General features: G+C 61.4%; 10 protein-coding genes. 8 read left to right on the forward strand and 2 right to left on the reverse strand.

The features are described from left to right. Positions 1-38: 38 nt before the first annotated feature. Genes PSH64_RS00755 through PSH64_RS00775 form a run of 5 tightly spaced genes read left to right on the forward strand, consistent with a single transcriptional unit; the run spans position 39 to position 11,792 of the window. Positions 39-7,907, forward strand: coding sequence for an Ig-like domain-containing protein (locus PSH64_RS00755; protein ID WP_305479608.1), 7,869 nt, complete (start codon positions 39-41; stop codon positions 7,905-7,907). 40 nt (positions 7,908-7,947) lie between these two features. After that, positions 7,948-9,462: a TolC family protein gene (locus PSH64_RS00760; protein WP_026331886.1), complete on the forward strand. Its 1,515-nt coding sequence runs from the start codon at positions 7,948-7,950 to the stop codon at positions 9,460-9,462. Next, positions 9,446-10,051: an adenylyl-sulfate kinase gene (cysC, locus tag PSH64_RS00765; RefSeq protein WP_305479610.1), complete on the forward strand. Its 606-nt coding sequence runs from the start codon at positions 9,446-9,448 to the stop codon at positions 10,049-10,051. The genes PSH64_RS00760 and cysC overlap by 17 nt, the downstream gene beginning before the upstream one ends. Then, positions 10,048-10,833 carry an aspartyl/asparaginyl beta-hydroxylase domain-containing protein gene (locus tag PSH64_RS00770; RefSeq protein ID WP_305479611.1) on the forward strand — a complete coding sequence of 262 codons (786 nt, stop codon included), beginning with the start codon at positions 10,048-10,050 and terminating at the stop codon, positions 10,831-10,833. Before cysC ends, PSH64_RS00770 begins: the two co-directional genes overlap by 4 nt. Next, the gene (locus PSH64_RS00775; RefSeq protein WP_305479612.1) at positions 10,821-11,792 is read left to right on the forward strand and encodes a sulfotransferase family protein; all 972 of its coding nucleotides are present in this window, start codon (positions 10,821-10,823) and stop codon (positions 11,790-11,792) included. The genes PSH64_RS00770 and PSH64_RS00775 overlap by 13 nt, the downstream gene beginning before the upstream one ends. Here the strand turns inward: PSH64_RS00775 and PSH64_RS00780 are convergent. Continuing rightward, positions 11,758-12,516, reverse strand: a complete 759-nt coding sequence (locus tag PSH64_RS00780; RefSeq protein ID WP_105347475.1) for a slipin family protein — start codon at positions 12,514-12,516, stop codon at positions 11,758-11,760. The genes PSH64_RS00775 and PSH64_RS00780 overlap by 35 nt on opposite strands. A gap of 2 nt (positions 12,517-12,518) precedes the next feature. Further along, positions 12,519-13,052: an NfeD family protein gene (locus PSH64_RS00785; RefSeq protein ID WP_305479614.1), complete on the reverse strand. Its 534-nt coding sequence runs from the start codon at positions 13,050-13,052 to the stop codon at positions 12,519-12,521. A 213-nt stretch (positions 13,053-13,265) separates the two neighbouring features. Here PSH64_RS00785 and PSH64_RS00790 point away from each other — a divergent pair, with 213 nt between their 5' ends. The 3 genes from PSH64_RS00790 (at position 13,266) to PSH64_RS00800 (ending at position 15,676) form a co-directional block, all read left to right on the forward strand. Next, complete coding sequence (locus tag PSH64_RS00790; RefSeq protein ID WP_305479616.1) at positions 13,266-13,733, forward strand: aminoacyl-tRNA deacylase; 468 nt, start codon at positions 13,266-13,268, stop codon at positions 13,731-13,733. 120 nt (positions 13,734-13,853) lie between these two features. Further along, positions 13,854-14,099, forward strand: coding sequence for a DUF2789 domain-containing protein (locus tag PSH64_RS00795; RefSeq protein WP_018929387.1), 246 nt, complete (start codon positions 13,854-13,856; stop codon positions 14,097-14,099). A gap of 101 nt (positions 14,100-14,200) precedes the next feature. Further along, positions 14,201-15,676 (forward strand): Fic family protein, encoded by a 1,476-nt coding sequence (locus tag PSH64_RS00800; RefSeq protein ID WP_305479617.1) that lies wholly within the window; start codon positions 14,201-14,203, stop codon positions 15,674-15,676. Positions 15,677-15,744 lie beyond the last annotated feature (68 nt).

Raw genomic sequence — 15,744 nt, forward strand, 5'->3', positions numbered from 1 at the left:
TCATTGATCTGTCAAAAGTTCGAGTCCGGGTGAGCAGCATGTGGTGGAGCAAAGGCAAGTCGCGGGTTACCGAAGGCGCACGAGCGCTGGCCTCGCCAATGATCATGTCATTGGAGCCCCGCATGCTGTTCGACGGCGCGGTAGCCGCCACGGTGGCCGATACCGCCCAGGCTGACACCCATGCCACGGCCGACGCGGTCAAGGCACCGACCGCCGATCAGCCGGTCGCCAGCAAGGACACCCACGGCCAGGCCGATGCCACGCCAACCCCGACACCTGTCGCGGTGCCGGGGCAAAGCGTGGTGTTCGTCGATTCGCGGGTCAAGGACGCCGACAGCCTGCTTAAAGGCGTCGCGCCTGGCACTCAGGTGGTTCAGCTGGACGCGAGCAAGGACGGCTTGCAGCAGATTGCCGACTACCTCGATACCCATCAAGGCATCAGTTCGGTGCAGATCATCGCCCACGGCAACGCAGGCGATCTGTGGCTGGGTAACAGTTATCTGTCGGCCGATAACGTCGCGGCCCGCAGCGCCGTGCTGGCGGAAATCGGCAAGGACATGAACGTCGGCGGCGACATCATGATCTACGGCTGCTACACCGCCGAAGGTGAGCGTGGTTTGAGTTTCGTCGACTCGCTGGCGCAACTGACCGGCCGTGATATCGCCGCTTCCAGCAACCGCACCGGGGTCGGTGGCGACTGGAATCTGGAAATTGCCACCGGCAACATCGAAAGCGCCAACGTGCTCTCGACCACGGCCATGAGCGAGTATCAGTGGGGCCTGGCCACCTGGACTGCCACCAACAACGCCAACACGGGCGTCGGCTCGTTGCGTGCCGCCCTCGCCTCGGCGCAGAACGGCGATATCGTCACCTTCAGCGGCAGCATGACGGTGCAGTTGACCTCCGAACTGTTGATCAACAAGAACGTCACCGTTGATGGCGACTTGAACAACGATGGCGCGGCGGATGTGATTCTCGATGGTCAGTACCAGACCCGAGTGATTGAAGTGAGCTCAGGCAGTATCGTCACGCTCGATGGCCTGGTGATCACCCGTGGCCTGGTGTCGGGCAATGGCGGCAACGGCGGCTACGGTGCCACGGGCGCGATGGCCGGGGGGATTTTCAACGCCGGGGTTCTGACCCTGAACAACGTTACCGTGACCTCCAACGGGGCTTCCGGTGGTGGCGGTGGCGGCGGTGTCACGGGCGCTTTTTACGGCGGTGGCGGCGGTGGCGGCGGCGGTTTGGGCGGCCAGGGCGGCGGGCACGGCGGTTCGGCAGGGCCGGGCACCGGCACATTGGGCGGCCAGGCGGGCAGCGGCGGTGTCGGTGGTTATGGCGGCGGTTATGACGCCACCCACATGGGCGGTCGCGGTGGTTCCACCACTGGCGGTGCTGGCGGGGTGGGCGTTTCCTATTACAGCAACGGCGGTAACGGTGCGACGGCCACCAATGGCACGATTTCCATTGGCGGTGGCGGCGGCGGGGCCGGTTGGGACAAGGTAGGTGGCGCCGGCGGCAACGCTGTGGGCGGGATCTACAACGCCAGCAGCGGCACCATAACCGTCATCGGCACGTCGACCATCAGCAACAACATCGGCGCCGGTGGCGGCGGTGGCGGTGGTGGCGGCCAAGGCAGCAATGCCAGTAATGGCGGCATTGGCGGTCGGGGCGTCGGTGCGATCTGGAACAAAGGCACGCTGCTGATCACGGCCGCCAACTTCGCGGCCCTGGCCGGTAATGCCGCAGCCAGTGGTGCAGGCGGTACCGCGCAGGGCGGAGGTTCAACCGGCACCTCGCCGACCTCCTTCTCGACTATCTACAACGACGGCGGTGTACTCAACACCGCGTATTCGCCACCGCCGACTGCGACCATTGTGGTCGCTGATACCACGCTGAGCATCGGCGAAACGTCCTTGGTGACGATCACGTTCTCCGAGGCCGTGACCGGTTTCACCAACGCGGACTTGACCATCGCCAACGGCACCTTGACGGCGGTAACCAGCGGCGATGGCGGCATCACCTGGACGGCAACGTTCACCCCGTCCGCCAGTATTTCCGATACGACCAACGTCATCACCCTGGACAACACCGGCGTGATAAACGGCCTGGGCACCGCCGGCGTCGGCACCACCAACTCCAATAACTACACGGTCGACACCGTACGCCCGACGGCCAGCATCGTGTTTGCCGACACGGCCCTCAAGGTGGGTGAAACCTCGCTGGTGACCATCACCTTCAACGAAGCGGTCACCGGCCTCACCAACGCCGACCTGACCATTGCCAACGGTACACTCACTGCGGTGAGCAGCAGTGACGGCGGCCTTACCTGGACGGGGACCTTCACCCCGACCGCCAGCATCACCGACGCGACCAACCTGGTCACCCTGGACAACACCGGGGTCAGCGACCTGGCGGGCAACGCCGGGAGCGGCACCACTGATTCGAACAACTACGCCATCGACACGGTGCGCCCGACCGCGACCCTGGTGGTGGCCGATACCAGCCTGAGTGTTGGTGAAACCTCGCTGGTGACCATCACGTTCAGCGAAGCGGTCAGCGGCTTCACCAATGCCGATCTGTCGATTGCCAACGGTACGCTCACGGCGGTGAGCAGCAGCGATGGCGGCATCACCTGGACCGCGACCTTCACGCCTTCGGCCAGCGTCAATGACACGACCAACCTGATCACCCTGAACAACACCGGGATCAGCGATCTGGCGGGCAACACCGGGAGCGGCACCACCGATTCGAACAACTATGCGATCGATACGCTCCGTCCGACCGCGACCATCGTGGTGGCGGACAATGCGCTGAAAATCGGCGAAACCTCACTGGTGACGATCACCTTCAGCGAAGCGGTGAGCGGTCTCACCAACGCCGACCTGACGATTGCCAACGGTACGCTCACGGCGGTGAGCAGCAGTGACGGCGGCATCACCTGGACGGCGACCTTTACCCCGACCGCCAGCATCAGCGACACAACTAACCTGATCACCCTGGACAACACCGGGGTCATCGATGCTGTCGGCAATGCCGGCAGCGGCACGACCGACTCCAACAACTATGCGATCGACATGGTGCGCCCGACGGCCACCATCGTGGTGGCGGACAATGCGCTGAAAATCGGCGAAACCTCGCTGGTGACCATCACCTTCAACGAAGCGGTCACCGGCCTCACCAACGCCGACCTGACCATCGCCAACGGTACGCTTACCTCGGTAAGCAGCAGCGACGGCGGCATCACCTGGACCGCGACGTTTACTCCTTCGGCGAGCATCAACGACACCACCAACCTGATCACCCTGGACAACACTGGGATCAGCGACCTGGCGGGCAACGCCGGCAGCGGCACCACCGACTCCAACAACTACGCCATCGACACGGTGCGCCCGACCGCCACGATTGTGGTGGCCGATACAACGCTGACCGCGGGTGAAACCTCGCTGGTGACCATTACGTTCAGCGAAGCGGTCAGCGGTTTCACCAACGCCGACCTGACTATCGCCAACGGTACGCTGAGCGCGGTGAGCAGCAGCGACGGCGGTGTCACCTGGACGGCGACCTTCACGCCTTCGGCGGGCATCAACGACACCACCAACCTGATCACCCTGAACAACACCGGGGTCAGTGATCTGGCGGGCAACACCGGCAGCGGCACCACCAATTCGAACAACTACGCCATCGACACCGCCCCGCCGACCGCGACCATCGTGGTAGCCGACAACGCTCTGAAAATCGGTGAAACCTCACTGGTGACCATCACCTTCGATCAGGCGGTAACCGGTTTCACCAACGCCGACCTGAGCATCGCCAACGGTACGCTGAGCGCGGTGAGCAGCAGTGACGGCGGCATTACCTGGACGGCGACGTTCACCCCGACTGCCAGCATCACCGACGCGACCAACCTGATCACCCTGGACAACTCTGGCGTGCAGGCGGCCGCCAGCGGTAACGTGGGCACTGGCACGACCGACTCCAACAACTATGCCATCGACACCGTGCGCCCGACGGCCACCATCGTGGTCGCGGATTCGGCGCTGAGAATCGGCGAAACCTCGCTGGTGACCATCACCTTCAGCGAAGCGGTGAGCGGTTTCACCAATGCGGACCTGACCATCGCCAACGGTACGCTCACTGCGGTGAGCAGCAGCGACGGCGGCATCACCTGGACCGCGACCTTCACCCCGACCGCCAGCATCAACGACACCACCAACCTGATCACCCTGAACAACACCGGGATCAGCGACCTGGCGGGCAACGCCGGCAGCGGCACCACCGATTCCAATAACTACGCCATCGACACCGTGCGTCCGACGGCCACCATCGTGGTCGCGGATACGACGCTGACCGCAGGCGAAACCTCGCTGGTGACCATTACCTTCAGCGAAGCGGTGAGCGGTTTCACCAACGCCGACCTGACGATTGCCAACGGTACGCTCACGGCGGTGAGCAGCAGTGACGGCGGCATCACCTGGACCGCGACCTTCACCCCGACCGTCGGCGTGAATGACTCGAGCAACGTCATCACCCTGAACAACACCGGGGTCAGTGATCTGGCGGGCAACACCGGCAGCGGCACCACCAACTCCGGCAACTACACCATCGATACGGTGCTGCCGACGGCGACCATCGTGGTGGCCGACAATGCGCTGAAAATCGGTGAAACCTCACTGGTGACGATCACCTTCAGCGAAGCGGTGACCGGGTTCACCAACGCCGACCTGACCATCGCCAACGGCACGCTGAGCGCGGTGAGCAGCAGCGACGGCGGCATCACCTGGACGGCCACGTTCACCCCGACCACCAGCATCACCGACGCGACCAACCTGATCACCCTGGACAACACCGGCGTGCAGGCGGCTGCCTCCGGTAACGTGGGCAGCGGCACCACCGATTCGAACAACTACGCCATCGATACCGTGCGCCCGACGGCCACCATCGTGGTCGCGGACTCGGCGCTGGCGGTGGGTCAGACTTCGGTAGTGACCATCACCTTCTCCGAGGCGGTGACCGGCTTCAGCCTCGCCGACCTGACGGTGAGCAACGGTACCCTGAGCAGTCTGAGCACCAGCGATAACATCACCTACACCGCAACCCTGACACCGGCGGCGAGCATCACCGATGCGACCAATCTGATTACTCTGGACAACACCGGGGTGACCGATGGGGCCGGCAATACTGGAAGCGGCACCACCGACTCCAACAATTACGCCGTCGACAGCCAACGCCCGACGGCCACCATCGTCCTGGCGGACGCCGCCCTGAGTGCCGGAGAAACATCGTTGGTGACGATCACCTTCTCCGAGGCGGTGACCGGTTTCACCAATGCCGACCTGACCATCGCCAACGGTACGCTCACGGCAGTGAGCAGCAGCGATGGCGGCATCACCTGGACCGCGACCTTCACCCCAACCGCCGGCGTGAATGACACGAGCAACGTCATCACCCTGAACAATACCGGTGTGACCGATGTGGCCGGCAACACCGGCAGCGGCACCACCAACTCGGGCAACTACACCATCGATACGGTGCTGCCAACGGCCACCATCGTGGTGGCCGACAACGCGCTGAAAATCGGTGAAACGTCGCTGGTGACCATTACCTTCAGTGAAGCGGTGACCGGTTTCACCAATGCCGACCTGACCATCGCCAACGGTACGCTCACGGCAGTGAGCAGCAGCGATGGCGGCATCACTTGGACGGCCACGTTCACCCCGACCGCCAGCAACACCGACGCGACCAACCTGATCACCCTGGACAACACCGGCGTGCAGGCGGCCGCCTCCGGTAACGTGGGCAGCGGCACCACCGATTCCAACAACTACGCCATCGACACCGTGCGCCCGACGGCTACCATCGTGGTCGCGGACACGGCGCTGCAAATCGGCGAAACCTCGCTGGTGACCATCACCTTCAGCGAAGCGGTGAGCGGTTTCACCAACGCCGACCTGACCATCGCCAACGGTACGCTGAGCGCGGTGAGCAGCAGCGATGGCGGCATCACCTGGACGGCGACCTTCACGCCTTCGGCGGGCATCAACGACACCACCAACCTGATCACCCTGGACAACACCGGGATCAGCGATCTGGCGGGCAACGCCGGCAGCGGCACCACGGATTCCAACAACTACGCCATCGACAGCCAGCGCCCGACCGCCACTATTGTGTTGAGTGATTCGACCCTGAAGCCGGGGGAAACCGCCCTGGTGACCATCACCTTCAGCGAAGCGGTGACGGGTTTCGACAACAGTGACTTGAGCGTCGCCAACGGTACCTTGAGCGCGGTCAGCAGCAGCGACGGTGGCCTCACCTGGACCGCGACCTTCACCCCGACTGCCGGGATTACCGACGCCAGCAACCTCATTACCCTGAACAACAGCGGCGTGTCGGACGTGGCTGGCAACACTGGAGCAGGCACCACCAACTCGGCCAACTATGTAGTGGAAACCCAGGTGCCGACCGCCACCATCGTCGTTGCCGACAGTGCCCTCAAGGCCGGTGAAACCTCGCTGGTGACCATTACCTTCAGCGAAGCGGTGAGCGGTTTTACCAATGCTGACCTGACAGTCGCCAACGGCACCCTCAGCAGCGTTTCGTCCAGCGATGGCGGCGTGACCTGGACCGCGACGTTCACCCCTGCAGCCGGCGTCACGGACACCACGAACCTGATCAGCCTGGACAACAGCGGTGTGACCAACGTGTCGGGCAACAGCGGCGTCGGCGTGACTGACTCCAACAACTACGCCATCGACACCGCGCGCCCGACCGCGACCATTGTGGTCGCGGACAATAAACTGGGTATCGGCGAGACCACCACGGTGACCTTTACCTTCAGCGAAGCGGTGTCCGGTTTCGACCTGTCGGACCTCAGCGTGGCCAATGGCGTGTTGTCCAACCTGGCCAGCAGCGACGGCGGAGTGACCTGGACCGCCACACTCACGCCGACCGCAAGCATCAATGATGCGACCAACCTGATCCTGCTCGACACCGGCAATGTGCTCGACGTTGCGGGCAATGCCGGCGCCAGCATCGCCATCTCCAACAACTACGCACTTGATGCGACCCGCCCGACCGTCAGCATCGTGGTTGCCAACCCGGTGCTGGGGATTGGCCAGACGTCGCTGGTGACCTTCACGTTCAGCGAAGCGGTCAGCAACTTCGATTTGTCGGACTTGAGCGTGACCAACGGTGAACTGACCAATCTGGCCAGCAGCGACGGCGGCAAGACCTGGACCGGCACCTTCACGCCCACCGCGAACATCACCGACCCAAGTAATTTCATTGCGCTGGACACCAGCAATGTGACGGACCTGGCGGGCAACCTGGGCGCCAGCGTTGCGGTATCCAATAACTACACGATCGACACCGTACCGACGCCCCCTCCCTTGGTCTTGACACCGGTGGTCGTGGCCGATCCACCGAACGTGCCATTGCAACCGATCATCTTCACCCCACCCACTGGCGATCTCGGCTCGCCACTGACCTTTGCCCCGTTGTTTGAACAACGGGTGATGGGCAATGGCATTCGGCCTCTGGGCGACATTTTCATTAACCACGGGGCGCTGACGCCGAGTTTTATTGCCCAGGTATTCACCAGCAGCGACAACGGTGGCGATGGCTCAGGCCACGGCTTCCTCGGCTTTGGCGGGGGCGATGGAGGGGTCTTCGGCAGCAGCACGCTGTCGAGCTTGTTCAATCAGAACACCAGTAGCGAGGGGGATTCGCTGAACACCTTTGGTAATCAGTCAATCAAAGCGGGGGATGCTTCCCAAGGGCTGCGCGGCGTGTTTGGCGCACCGACTCTAGGCCAGCAATTGCAACAACTCAAAGACACCGAGCAACGGCAGGTCGACAGCCTGGCCGCGGCTTTGCGCCAGGTCGGCATCAGTGAAATGCAGGCCTGAAAAACCATTAAAGCAGTGCGGCACCGGGGGCAATACAGGGATGAAAAGAAGTCAGAAGTTGTTCGGCGCCAGCTTGCTGGCGCTGGCGATCAGCGGATGTGCAGTTACCAGTCAACCGATCGAACGCAGCGTCAGCCAACAGCGCGCCAAAAGCGATCTGCAAAACATGTACAAGGGTCAGGAGCCCCTCAGCGGACCGCTGACCCTGCACCAGGCCATGGCCCGCGCGGTGAAATACAACCTCGAAGGCCGGCTCAAGATCATGGAAGAGGCCCTGGCCAAACGCCAACTCGACCTCGCCAGTTTCGACATGCTGCCGCGCATGGCGCTGGATGCCGGTTACGTGGGACGCAACAACGTCAACGCCTCCAGCAGCCAGAGCGTGCGCACCGGCACCCAGTCCCTGGAGCCGTCGACCTCCCAGGACCGCGACCGTGACGTGGCGGACCTGACCATGGTCTGGAACGTGCTCGACTTCGGCGTCAGCTATATCAGCGCCAAACAACAGGGCGATCAGCGGCTGATCGTGCAGGAACGTCGGCGCAAGGTGATCAACACCATCGTCCAGGACGTGCGCTCGGCCTATTGGCGAGCCATGGCCGCCGAACGTTTGCTCAAGCAGATCGACAGCCTGATGGCCCGAGTCGAAACCGCTCGCAACAATAGCCAGAGCATGAGCGAGCAGCGCATCGGCGATCCAATTCAGTCGCTGGGTTATCAGCGCTCGCTGATCGAAGCCACGCGGCAACTGGAGGAGCAACGCCGCGCACTGTCGCTGGCGAAAACCGAACTGGCGACCCTGATCAACCTGCCTCCGAGTACCAATCTGACGCTGGCGACCCAGGACGACTATGTCATTCCGGAACTCAAGGTCGACCTCGCCAGCCTGGAACAGGAAGCTTTGACCAGTCGGCCGGAGCTGCGAGAGCAGGATTACCAGACCCGCATCAGCGCGGCCGAAACCCGCAAAGCCATGCTGCGCCTGTTACCAGGGCTGGAGTTCTCCGCTGGCGGGCATTACGACAGCAACTCGTTTTTGGTGGAACAGAGCTGGGCGGATTACGGGGTGAAAGTCACCTGGAACCTGTTCAATGTGATTTCCGCACCCGCCGCGATCGACGTCGCCAAGGCCGGCGAAGAAGTCGCCACGGCACGTCGTCAGGCGATGTCCATCGCAGTGTTGGCCCAGCTCTACGTGGCCAACGCCAACTACCGCGAAGCACTGCGGCAGTTCCAGACCAATCAGCAGTTGTCGAACATCGACGGGCAAATCATCGGCCAGCTGCGCAACCGCTATCAGGCGGCCGGGCTGGGCGAACTGGATCTGATCCAGGGCGAGCTGAACACGTTGCAGGCCGATCTGCGTCGCGACCTGTCCTACGCTGACCTGCGCAACGCTTACGGGCAAATCTTCGCCAGCGCCGGTCTCGATCCGCTGCCGGACGAGGTGCAATCTACCGAAGTCCAGTCCATCGCCACGGCGCTGGCCAATCGCGAAGCGGCGTGGGCGGCGGGCGATATCACGGTGCCGGTGGCCCATGCCCCGGTCCGCTGATCTGCTGGCGCCGACGGCGAGCATCAGCCGCGCCCAACGGGAGGCCCGCAACGGCCATCGCGGCACAGCGATTCTGCTGACTGGTTTACCAGCGGCGGGCAAGTCGACGCTGGCCCAGGCTCTGCACGCCGAGTTGTTCGAACATGGCATGCAGAGTGTGGTGCTCGATGGCGATGGACTGCGGGTCGGGCTCAATCGTGACCTGGAGTTTACCGATGGCGATCGTCTGGAAAACATCCGTCGTGCCAGTGAACTGGCGGCGCTGTTGGTCGAGAACGGGCAGATAGTCATCCTCGCGATGATCGCGCCCTTGGTGGAACTGCGTGAATTGTTCGCCGGACGGTTGGGCGAGGATTATCGCGAAGTCTGGTGCAGTGCTTCTTTGGCGGTATGTGAACAGCGTGATCCCAAAGGTCATTACGCTCGGGCCCGACGGGGTGAGTTGGCGGGATTTACCGGTGTTTCGGCGCCTTACGAACCGCCGCCTTGCCCGTCATTGGTGCTCGACACGGGCACGCATTCGGTCGAGGCCTGTCTTGACCGTTTGCTGACCTGGCTCGGCGAATGTGCGGTGCTGCCAAAACGATGAGCCGACCGGCATTCTCACGGTTGCCGGTGACGGTGGATTTACCGTTGCTGTTGCAGGCGTTGGCGGCGATCGGTGAGAACGACTGGCACGGTCACTTCAATAGCGCTTACTGCACCGGCGACTGGAGCGGTGTGGCGCTGATTTCCGCAACCGATGCCTTGACGGAACTGGCACCCGGCCGCGGTGAGCCGCAGTGGCGCGAACCCTGGCGGCGGGATGCTCGATGGCAGCGAGGCCTGCGGGATCTGCCGCTGGAGATCGTCTGCGCGCGCCTGTTGCGGCTCGGCCCTGGCGGGCGTATCCATGAGCATCGTGACTATGACCTGGGCGAACCGGATGCGGACTTGCGTCTGCATATCCCGCTGCTCAGCCCACCCCATGTGGACTTCATGCTGGACGGCCAGCGCATGCCGATGACCGCTGGTGAATGCTGGTATCTCGACCTCTCGCGGCCCCATCGCGTGGACAATCGCGATACCCGGGCACGGATTCATCTGGTGCTCGATTGCCGGCCCGGCGCCTGGCTGGAGCAGGCGATTATCGACGGGCTGGCAACCACGCCGTCGCCGCAAATCGGTCATCAAGCTTTAGAGCAATTCAAGGCACTGTTGGCCAGCGATCCGCAGCTGTGCAAGACCTTGCAAGGTTTGCCGGACAACGAAGCCTTTATCGCCTGCACCCTGGCGTTGGCCGCCGAGCGTGGCCTCGTGTTCACCCGCGAAGAACTGCGCGCGGCGATGCGCGACGGTCGCCGACAGTGGACTGAACAATGGAGCGCCTGAACCTCAAGGGCTGGTTGCCGATTCGCGTGTGGCAAGAGGCTGGAGCATGGCAAGTCGACTGGTGCTGGTTCGGTGACTCGCGGCTGCATCAGCCGTTTTTTCGTGATGCCGTGGAGGATGCGCTGCGGCTGCCGTTCAATCAGGCGTTTCGGCGGAAAACGGCGTTGTCGACCCTCGCGGACTGGCGGGCTTGCAGTCCCGGCCTGACGCCGAGCGCTTTTATCTTTCACGCGTCCCGCTGTGGCTCGACCCTGATCAGCCAGATGCTGGCGCGACTCGACAATCACATTGTCATCAGCGAACCACCGCCACTGGACGTGTTGCTGCGCAGCGATTTGCCTGCCGTCGAGCGTCGTGCCGCGATCAAGGGGTTACTGTCGGCCTACGGACAATGTCGACGTGGTGTGGAGCAACGGTTGGTGATCAAACTCGACGCCTGGAACATCGGTGAACTGCCGTTGCTGCGTGAATGCTTCCCCGAAACGCCGTGGCTGTTTCTTTATCGCGATCCGCTGGAAATCGCTGTCTCGCATCTGCGTCGCCCGGGCGTGCACATGGTGCCGGGGATGATCGGCGCCAGTGTGCTGGATGACGAACTTGCGTTCAGCGGCCGTGAGGATTACATCGCTCGGCGATTGGCGCGGTTGCTGGCGTCGGGGTTGGCGCAATGCCAGGCGTTTGGTGGCCGGGCGGTGAATTACAGCGAATTGCCGCAGGCCATGGCGGGGCGGTTGGCAACGTTCTTTGCTTTGGACATCGAGCAGCGCCGGCAGGTGTTTGCGGCGGCGGGGCAACATGCCAAGCAACCGTCGCAGGTGTTTGTCGACGACAGCGAAGGCAAGCATCGCGAAGCCTCGGCGTTGCTTCGTGAGCGGGTGGAACGCTGGGCGCGGGAACCGTATGAGGCGTTGGAAAAAGATCGGCTCAGGATTTTGACGACAAATCCGCCATCCCCTTGAGTAACTCGATCGGCAGCGGGAAGACGATGGTTGAACTCTTGTCCCCCGCGATCGCACTCAGCGTCTGCATGTAACGCAGCTGCATGGCTCCCGGCTGGCGCCCGAGCATTTCGGCAGCCTGCATGAGTTTTTCCGAGGCCTGCAATTCGCCTTCGGCGTGGATCACCTTGGCCCGGCGTTCCCGTTCGGCTTCGGCCTGTTTGGCGATGGCGCGAATCATCGATTCGTTGAGGTCTACGTGCTTGATCTCGACGGTGGCCACCTTGATGCCCCAGGCATCGGTCTGGGCATCGAGCACTTGCTGGACGTCGACGTTCAGTCGTTCCCGTTCGGCCAGCAACTCATCGAGTTCATGTTTACCGAGCACCGCCCGCAATGTGGTCTGGGCCAGTTGGCTGGTGGCCATGAGAAAGTCTTCGACCTGAATGATCGCCTTTTGCGGATCGAGCACGCGAAAATACAGCACTGCATTGACCTTGACCGAGACGTTGTCGCGGGTGATCACGTCTTGCGGCGGTATGTCGAGCACCACGGTCCGCAGATCGACACGAACCATTTGTTGAACCGCCGGAATCAGCAGGATCAGACCCGGGCCCTTGACCTGCCAGAAGCGTCCGAGCTGGAACACCACGCCGCGTTCGTATTCGCGCAGAATGCGGAAAGTCGACCCCGCCAGTGCAATCAGCAATAACAGCAGCGCGGCAAAACCCAATTGCAGACCCATGACTATTCTCCACCCGGTGCCGCGTCAGTCGCGGCCACTTGCAGCAGTAGACCCTTGCGTGCCACCACCCGGACCTGTTGTCCCGGTTTAAGCGGTGTGGCACTCATGACTTGCCATTGTTCGCCTTGCAGGTGCACCCAGCCGACATAAGCATTGCCAGCCTGCAACGACGTTATCGGCGTCACGCTGCCCAGCAATTCGGCGTCGCCGCTGAAGTTGCGGCGCGGTCGGGTTTTCAAGGCGCGAATCAGCAGGAAAATCAACAGAAGCCCACTGATCAGCCCCAGGCCGATGATCAACGGAACAGGCACTTCGGCATTGGTCAGAATCACCGCGCCGATCACAAACATCACAATGCCGCCCAAACCGACCACACCGAAATTGGGCAAGGCCGCCTCGGCGATCATAAACACGATGCCAAAGGTGATCAGCCAGATCCCGATCGGGTCGGGAACCAGCACTACAACGGTGTCCGCTGCGAAAACCGGTCCGCTCAGGGCCAACAGCAGCGCAATTACCCAGCAACGAATGTTCACTTGACCCTCCGGGAGAGTCATCCGTCCGCGAGCCGTTCGTGGCTCTGTATACAAGTCTAGTTGAGCCTGCGGCTGTATGATTTTTGACCAGTTGTAGACCGTATCCGACGGGCGGATTTCCCGCCGGATCCCACCAGCGGGCCTAGACTTTTAATGGAGAGAAAAATTTCAACCATCGTCCGCCATTCGTTGTTGCGGACACCGAGGTGCATCATGCGTATGGCAAGAACCGTGCAGAACAGCCTGGAAAAGGCGCACTGCGAATATGACATCGTTTCCCATCCGCACTCGGCCAGCAGCCTTGAAACGGCACGGCTCGCGGGCATCCCCGCTGAACGGGTGGCCAAATCGGTGATCCTCGACGATCGCCACGGGCATTACTTGATGGCCGTACTGCCCGCCAGCCGTCACCTGGACCTGAGCAAAGTCCGTGGCAGCAGCGAATGGCAAGTCACCCGGGAAAGCAATTTGCCGCGCCTGTTCGACGATTGCGAACGCGGCGCCGTGCCTGCATTGGGCGAATCCTATGGACTGGACATGGTCATTGACCCGATGCTGACCCGGCAGAAAGACATCTACCTCGAAGCCGGCAACCACAACAACCTGGTACACATGAGCGTACCGGAATATCTGAAAATGGTGCCGCATGCCGAGGTCTGCGAGTTGAGTCTGTCGGCGTAACCGCCGTCATCGCGGGCAAGCCCACCTCCACAGGAATTGCAAAAAACCTGTGGCAGCGGGCGTGCCCGCGAATGGCCGCGTCGCGGTCACCCTCATTCAGCCATCACGAAGGAGCCCGACATGGAATCCCCCACCCACAGCCTCCCGGCCCTGTTCAAACAACTCGGCCTGCCTGACGACCCCGAAAGCATTGATAAATTCATCGCCACCCATTCACCGCTAAAACCCGAACTGCACCTGGCGGACGCGTTCTTCTGGAGCGAGAGCCAGGCAGAGTTACTGCGTGAGGAAATTCTGGATGACGCGGATTGGGCGGAGGTGGTGGATCAGTTGGATGTAATGCTGAGGAAGGGGCGGGGGGTGTAAAAAAATCTGGAGAAAAATGGCGAAATGTAAAAAAAACTGGTGAGTGGTAAAAAAATCTGGGCTTTAATCGCCAAAGTGAATTTTTTCCGTGGAAGCTCGCCATGCCTGTTGTTGGATACGCCTACCTGCGCGATGCGCTGAATCTCAAGGCCTTCGCACCCAAACGCGCGGCGATGATCAAGCCTGTCACTCGTATCACATTGATCGGTGATTGCTTGGCTGTTCCACAGTCTGTGGCACCCGTTCAAGGTTCAATGCTTGAGCATATTCTTTTTGCCCTCAAGCACGAAGGCGTCAATCTCTGCATTCTTGCCCAGGCGCTTGAAATTGTTTCTGCTGAGCAACTGCTGGATGAGTTGGCCAAATCCCCAAATGGCGTATTTATCCGCAAGGCCTGTTTCTTGTGGGAGAGCTTCACCGGGCAGCAGCTTGAGTATTCGGTGCCGGTGCGGGGCGGTGTCGTCGCGCTATTTGATCCAAAGCTCTATGTAACCGGCCCGGCTGTGCGCAACAGCCGCTGGCGTATCGATTTCAACGGTTTGGGTTCTCTGCGTTACTGTGCCACCGTGGAACGAACACCTGAACTCGAAACCCTGCTCAGTCTCGACATTCTCGGTCGAGCCAAAGCCTTCATGGCGACTTTGCCGCCCGAAATGATGGATCGTGCCATCAACTGGGCTTATCTCCACGAAACCCGCGACTCCTTCGCCATCGAGAAAGAAGAACCCAGCGAAGAGAAGTCTCGTCGTTTTGTTCAACTGTTGCGCCAGGCTCATGAGGGGCGCGAGTTGAGTGAAGACTATCTGGTCGAACTGCAGAACAGCACCGTTTCCAACCCTTTCGATAAGGCCGTCCTGTTTCGCCATGAACAGAACCACCTGCATAACGGCTTGAGAGGTGCCGCCGGCGTCAGCTATGTCCCTCCCGCTCCGGATCTGTGTCGTGAACTGATGGAAGAGTTGATGACCTTCGCCAATCGGTCCTCAAAACAGGTCGACCCCTTGGTGGCGGCTGCAGTGACCGCATTTGGCTTCGTCTTCCTTCACCCGTTCATGGACGGCAATGGCCGGCTATCACGTTTCTTGATCCACCAGACCCTTTGCCATTCCGGTGCGCTGGAAAATGGCCTTTTACTGCCTGTTTCCGTAGCGATGAAACACGAAGAGTCCAACTACTTGGCTGCCCTCAAGGACTTCTCGCATTCTGCTCGCGACTTTTGGAATGTCACTTGGCTGGACGTCGATCAAATGGCTTTCGAATTCATCGGCCACCCGTCTATTTATCGCTACTGGGACGCCACCCGCTGCGTCGAATTCACCCTGCAAATGGCTCGTCGTGCCTTGGAGGTTGAACTGCGGGAAGAGACCGAGTTTCTCGACAGGTACGATCGTGTGATCAAGGCGGTGAATCAACGTTTTGATGTGCGCGGGAGTGATCTGTCGAAGCTGGTGATGATGTGTCTGGACAATGACGGGAAGGTCTCCAAGAACCGGCGCAAGCAGTTTCAGTACAGCGTGCCGGAGGAGGTTTTTGAGTTTATTGAACAAGAAGCCGGAAGGTTATTGAGTGATATCTAGGCACGTCAGATGTGCTTCAGGCATGAGAATTGTTTCAAAACTTGACCAGCTTTCCCCACCAATGCCAT

The sequence above is a fragment of the Pseudomonas sp. FP1742 genome (genome assembly GCF_030687145.1).
In the GTDB taxonomy this organism is placed as follows: Bacteria; Pseudomonadota; Gammaproteobacteria; order Pseudomonadales; family Pseudomonadaceae; genus Aquipseudomonas; species Aquipseudomonas frederiksbergensis_D.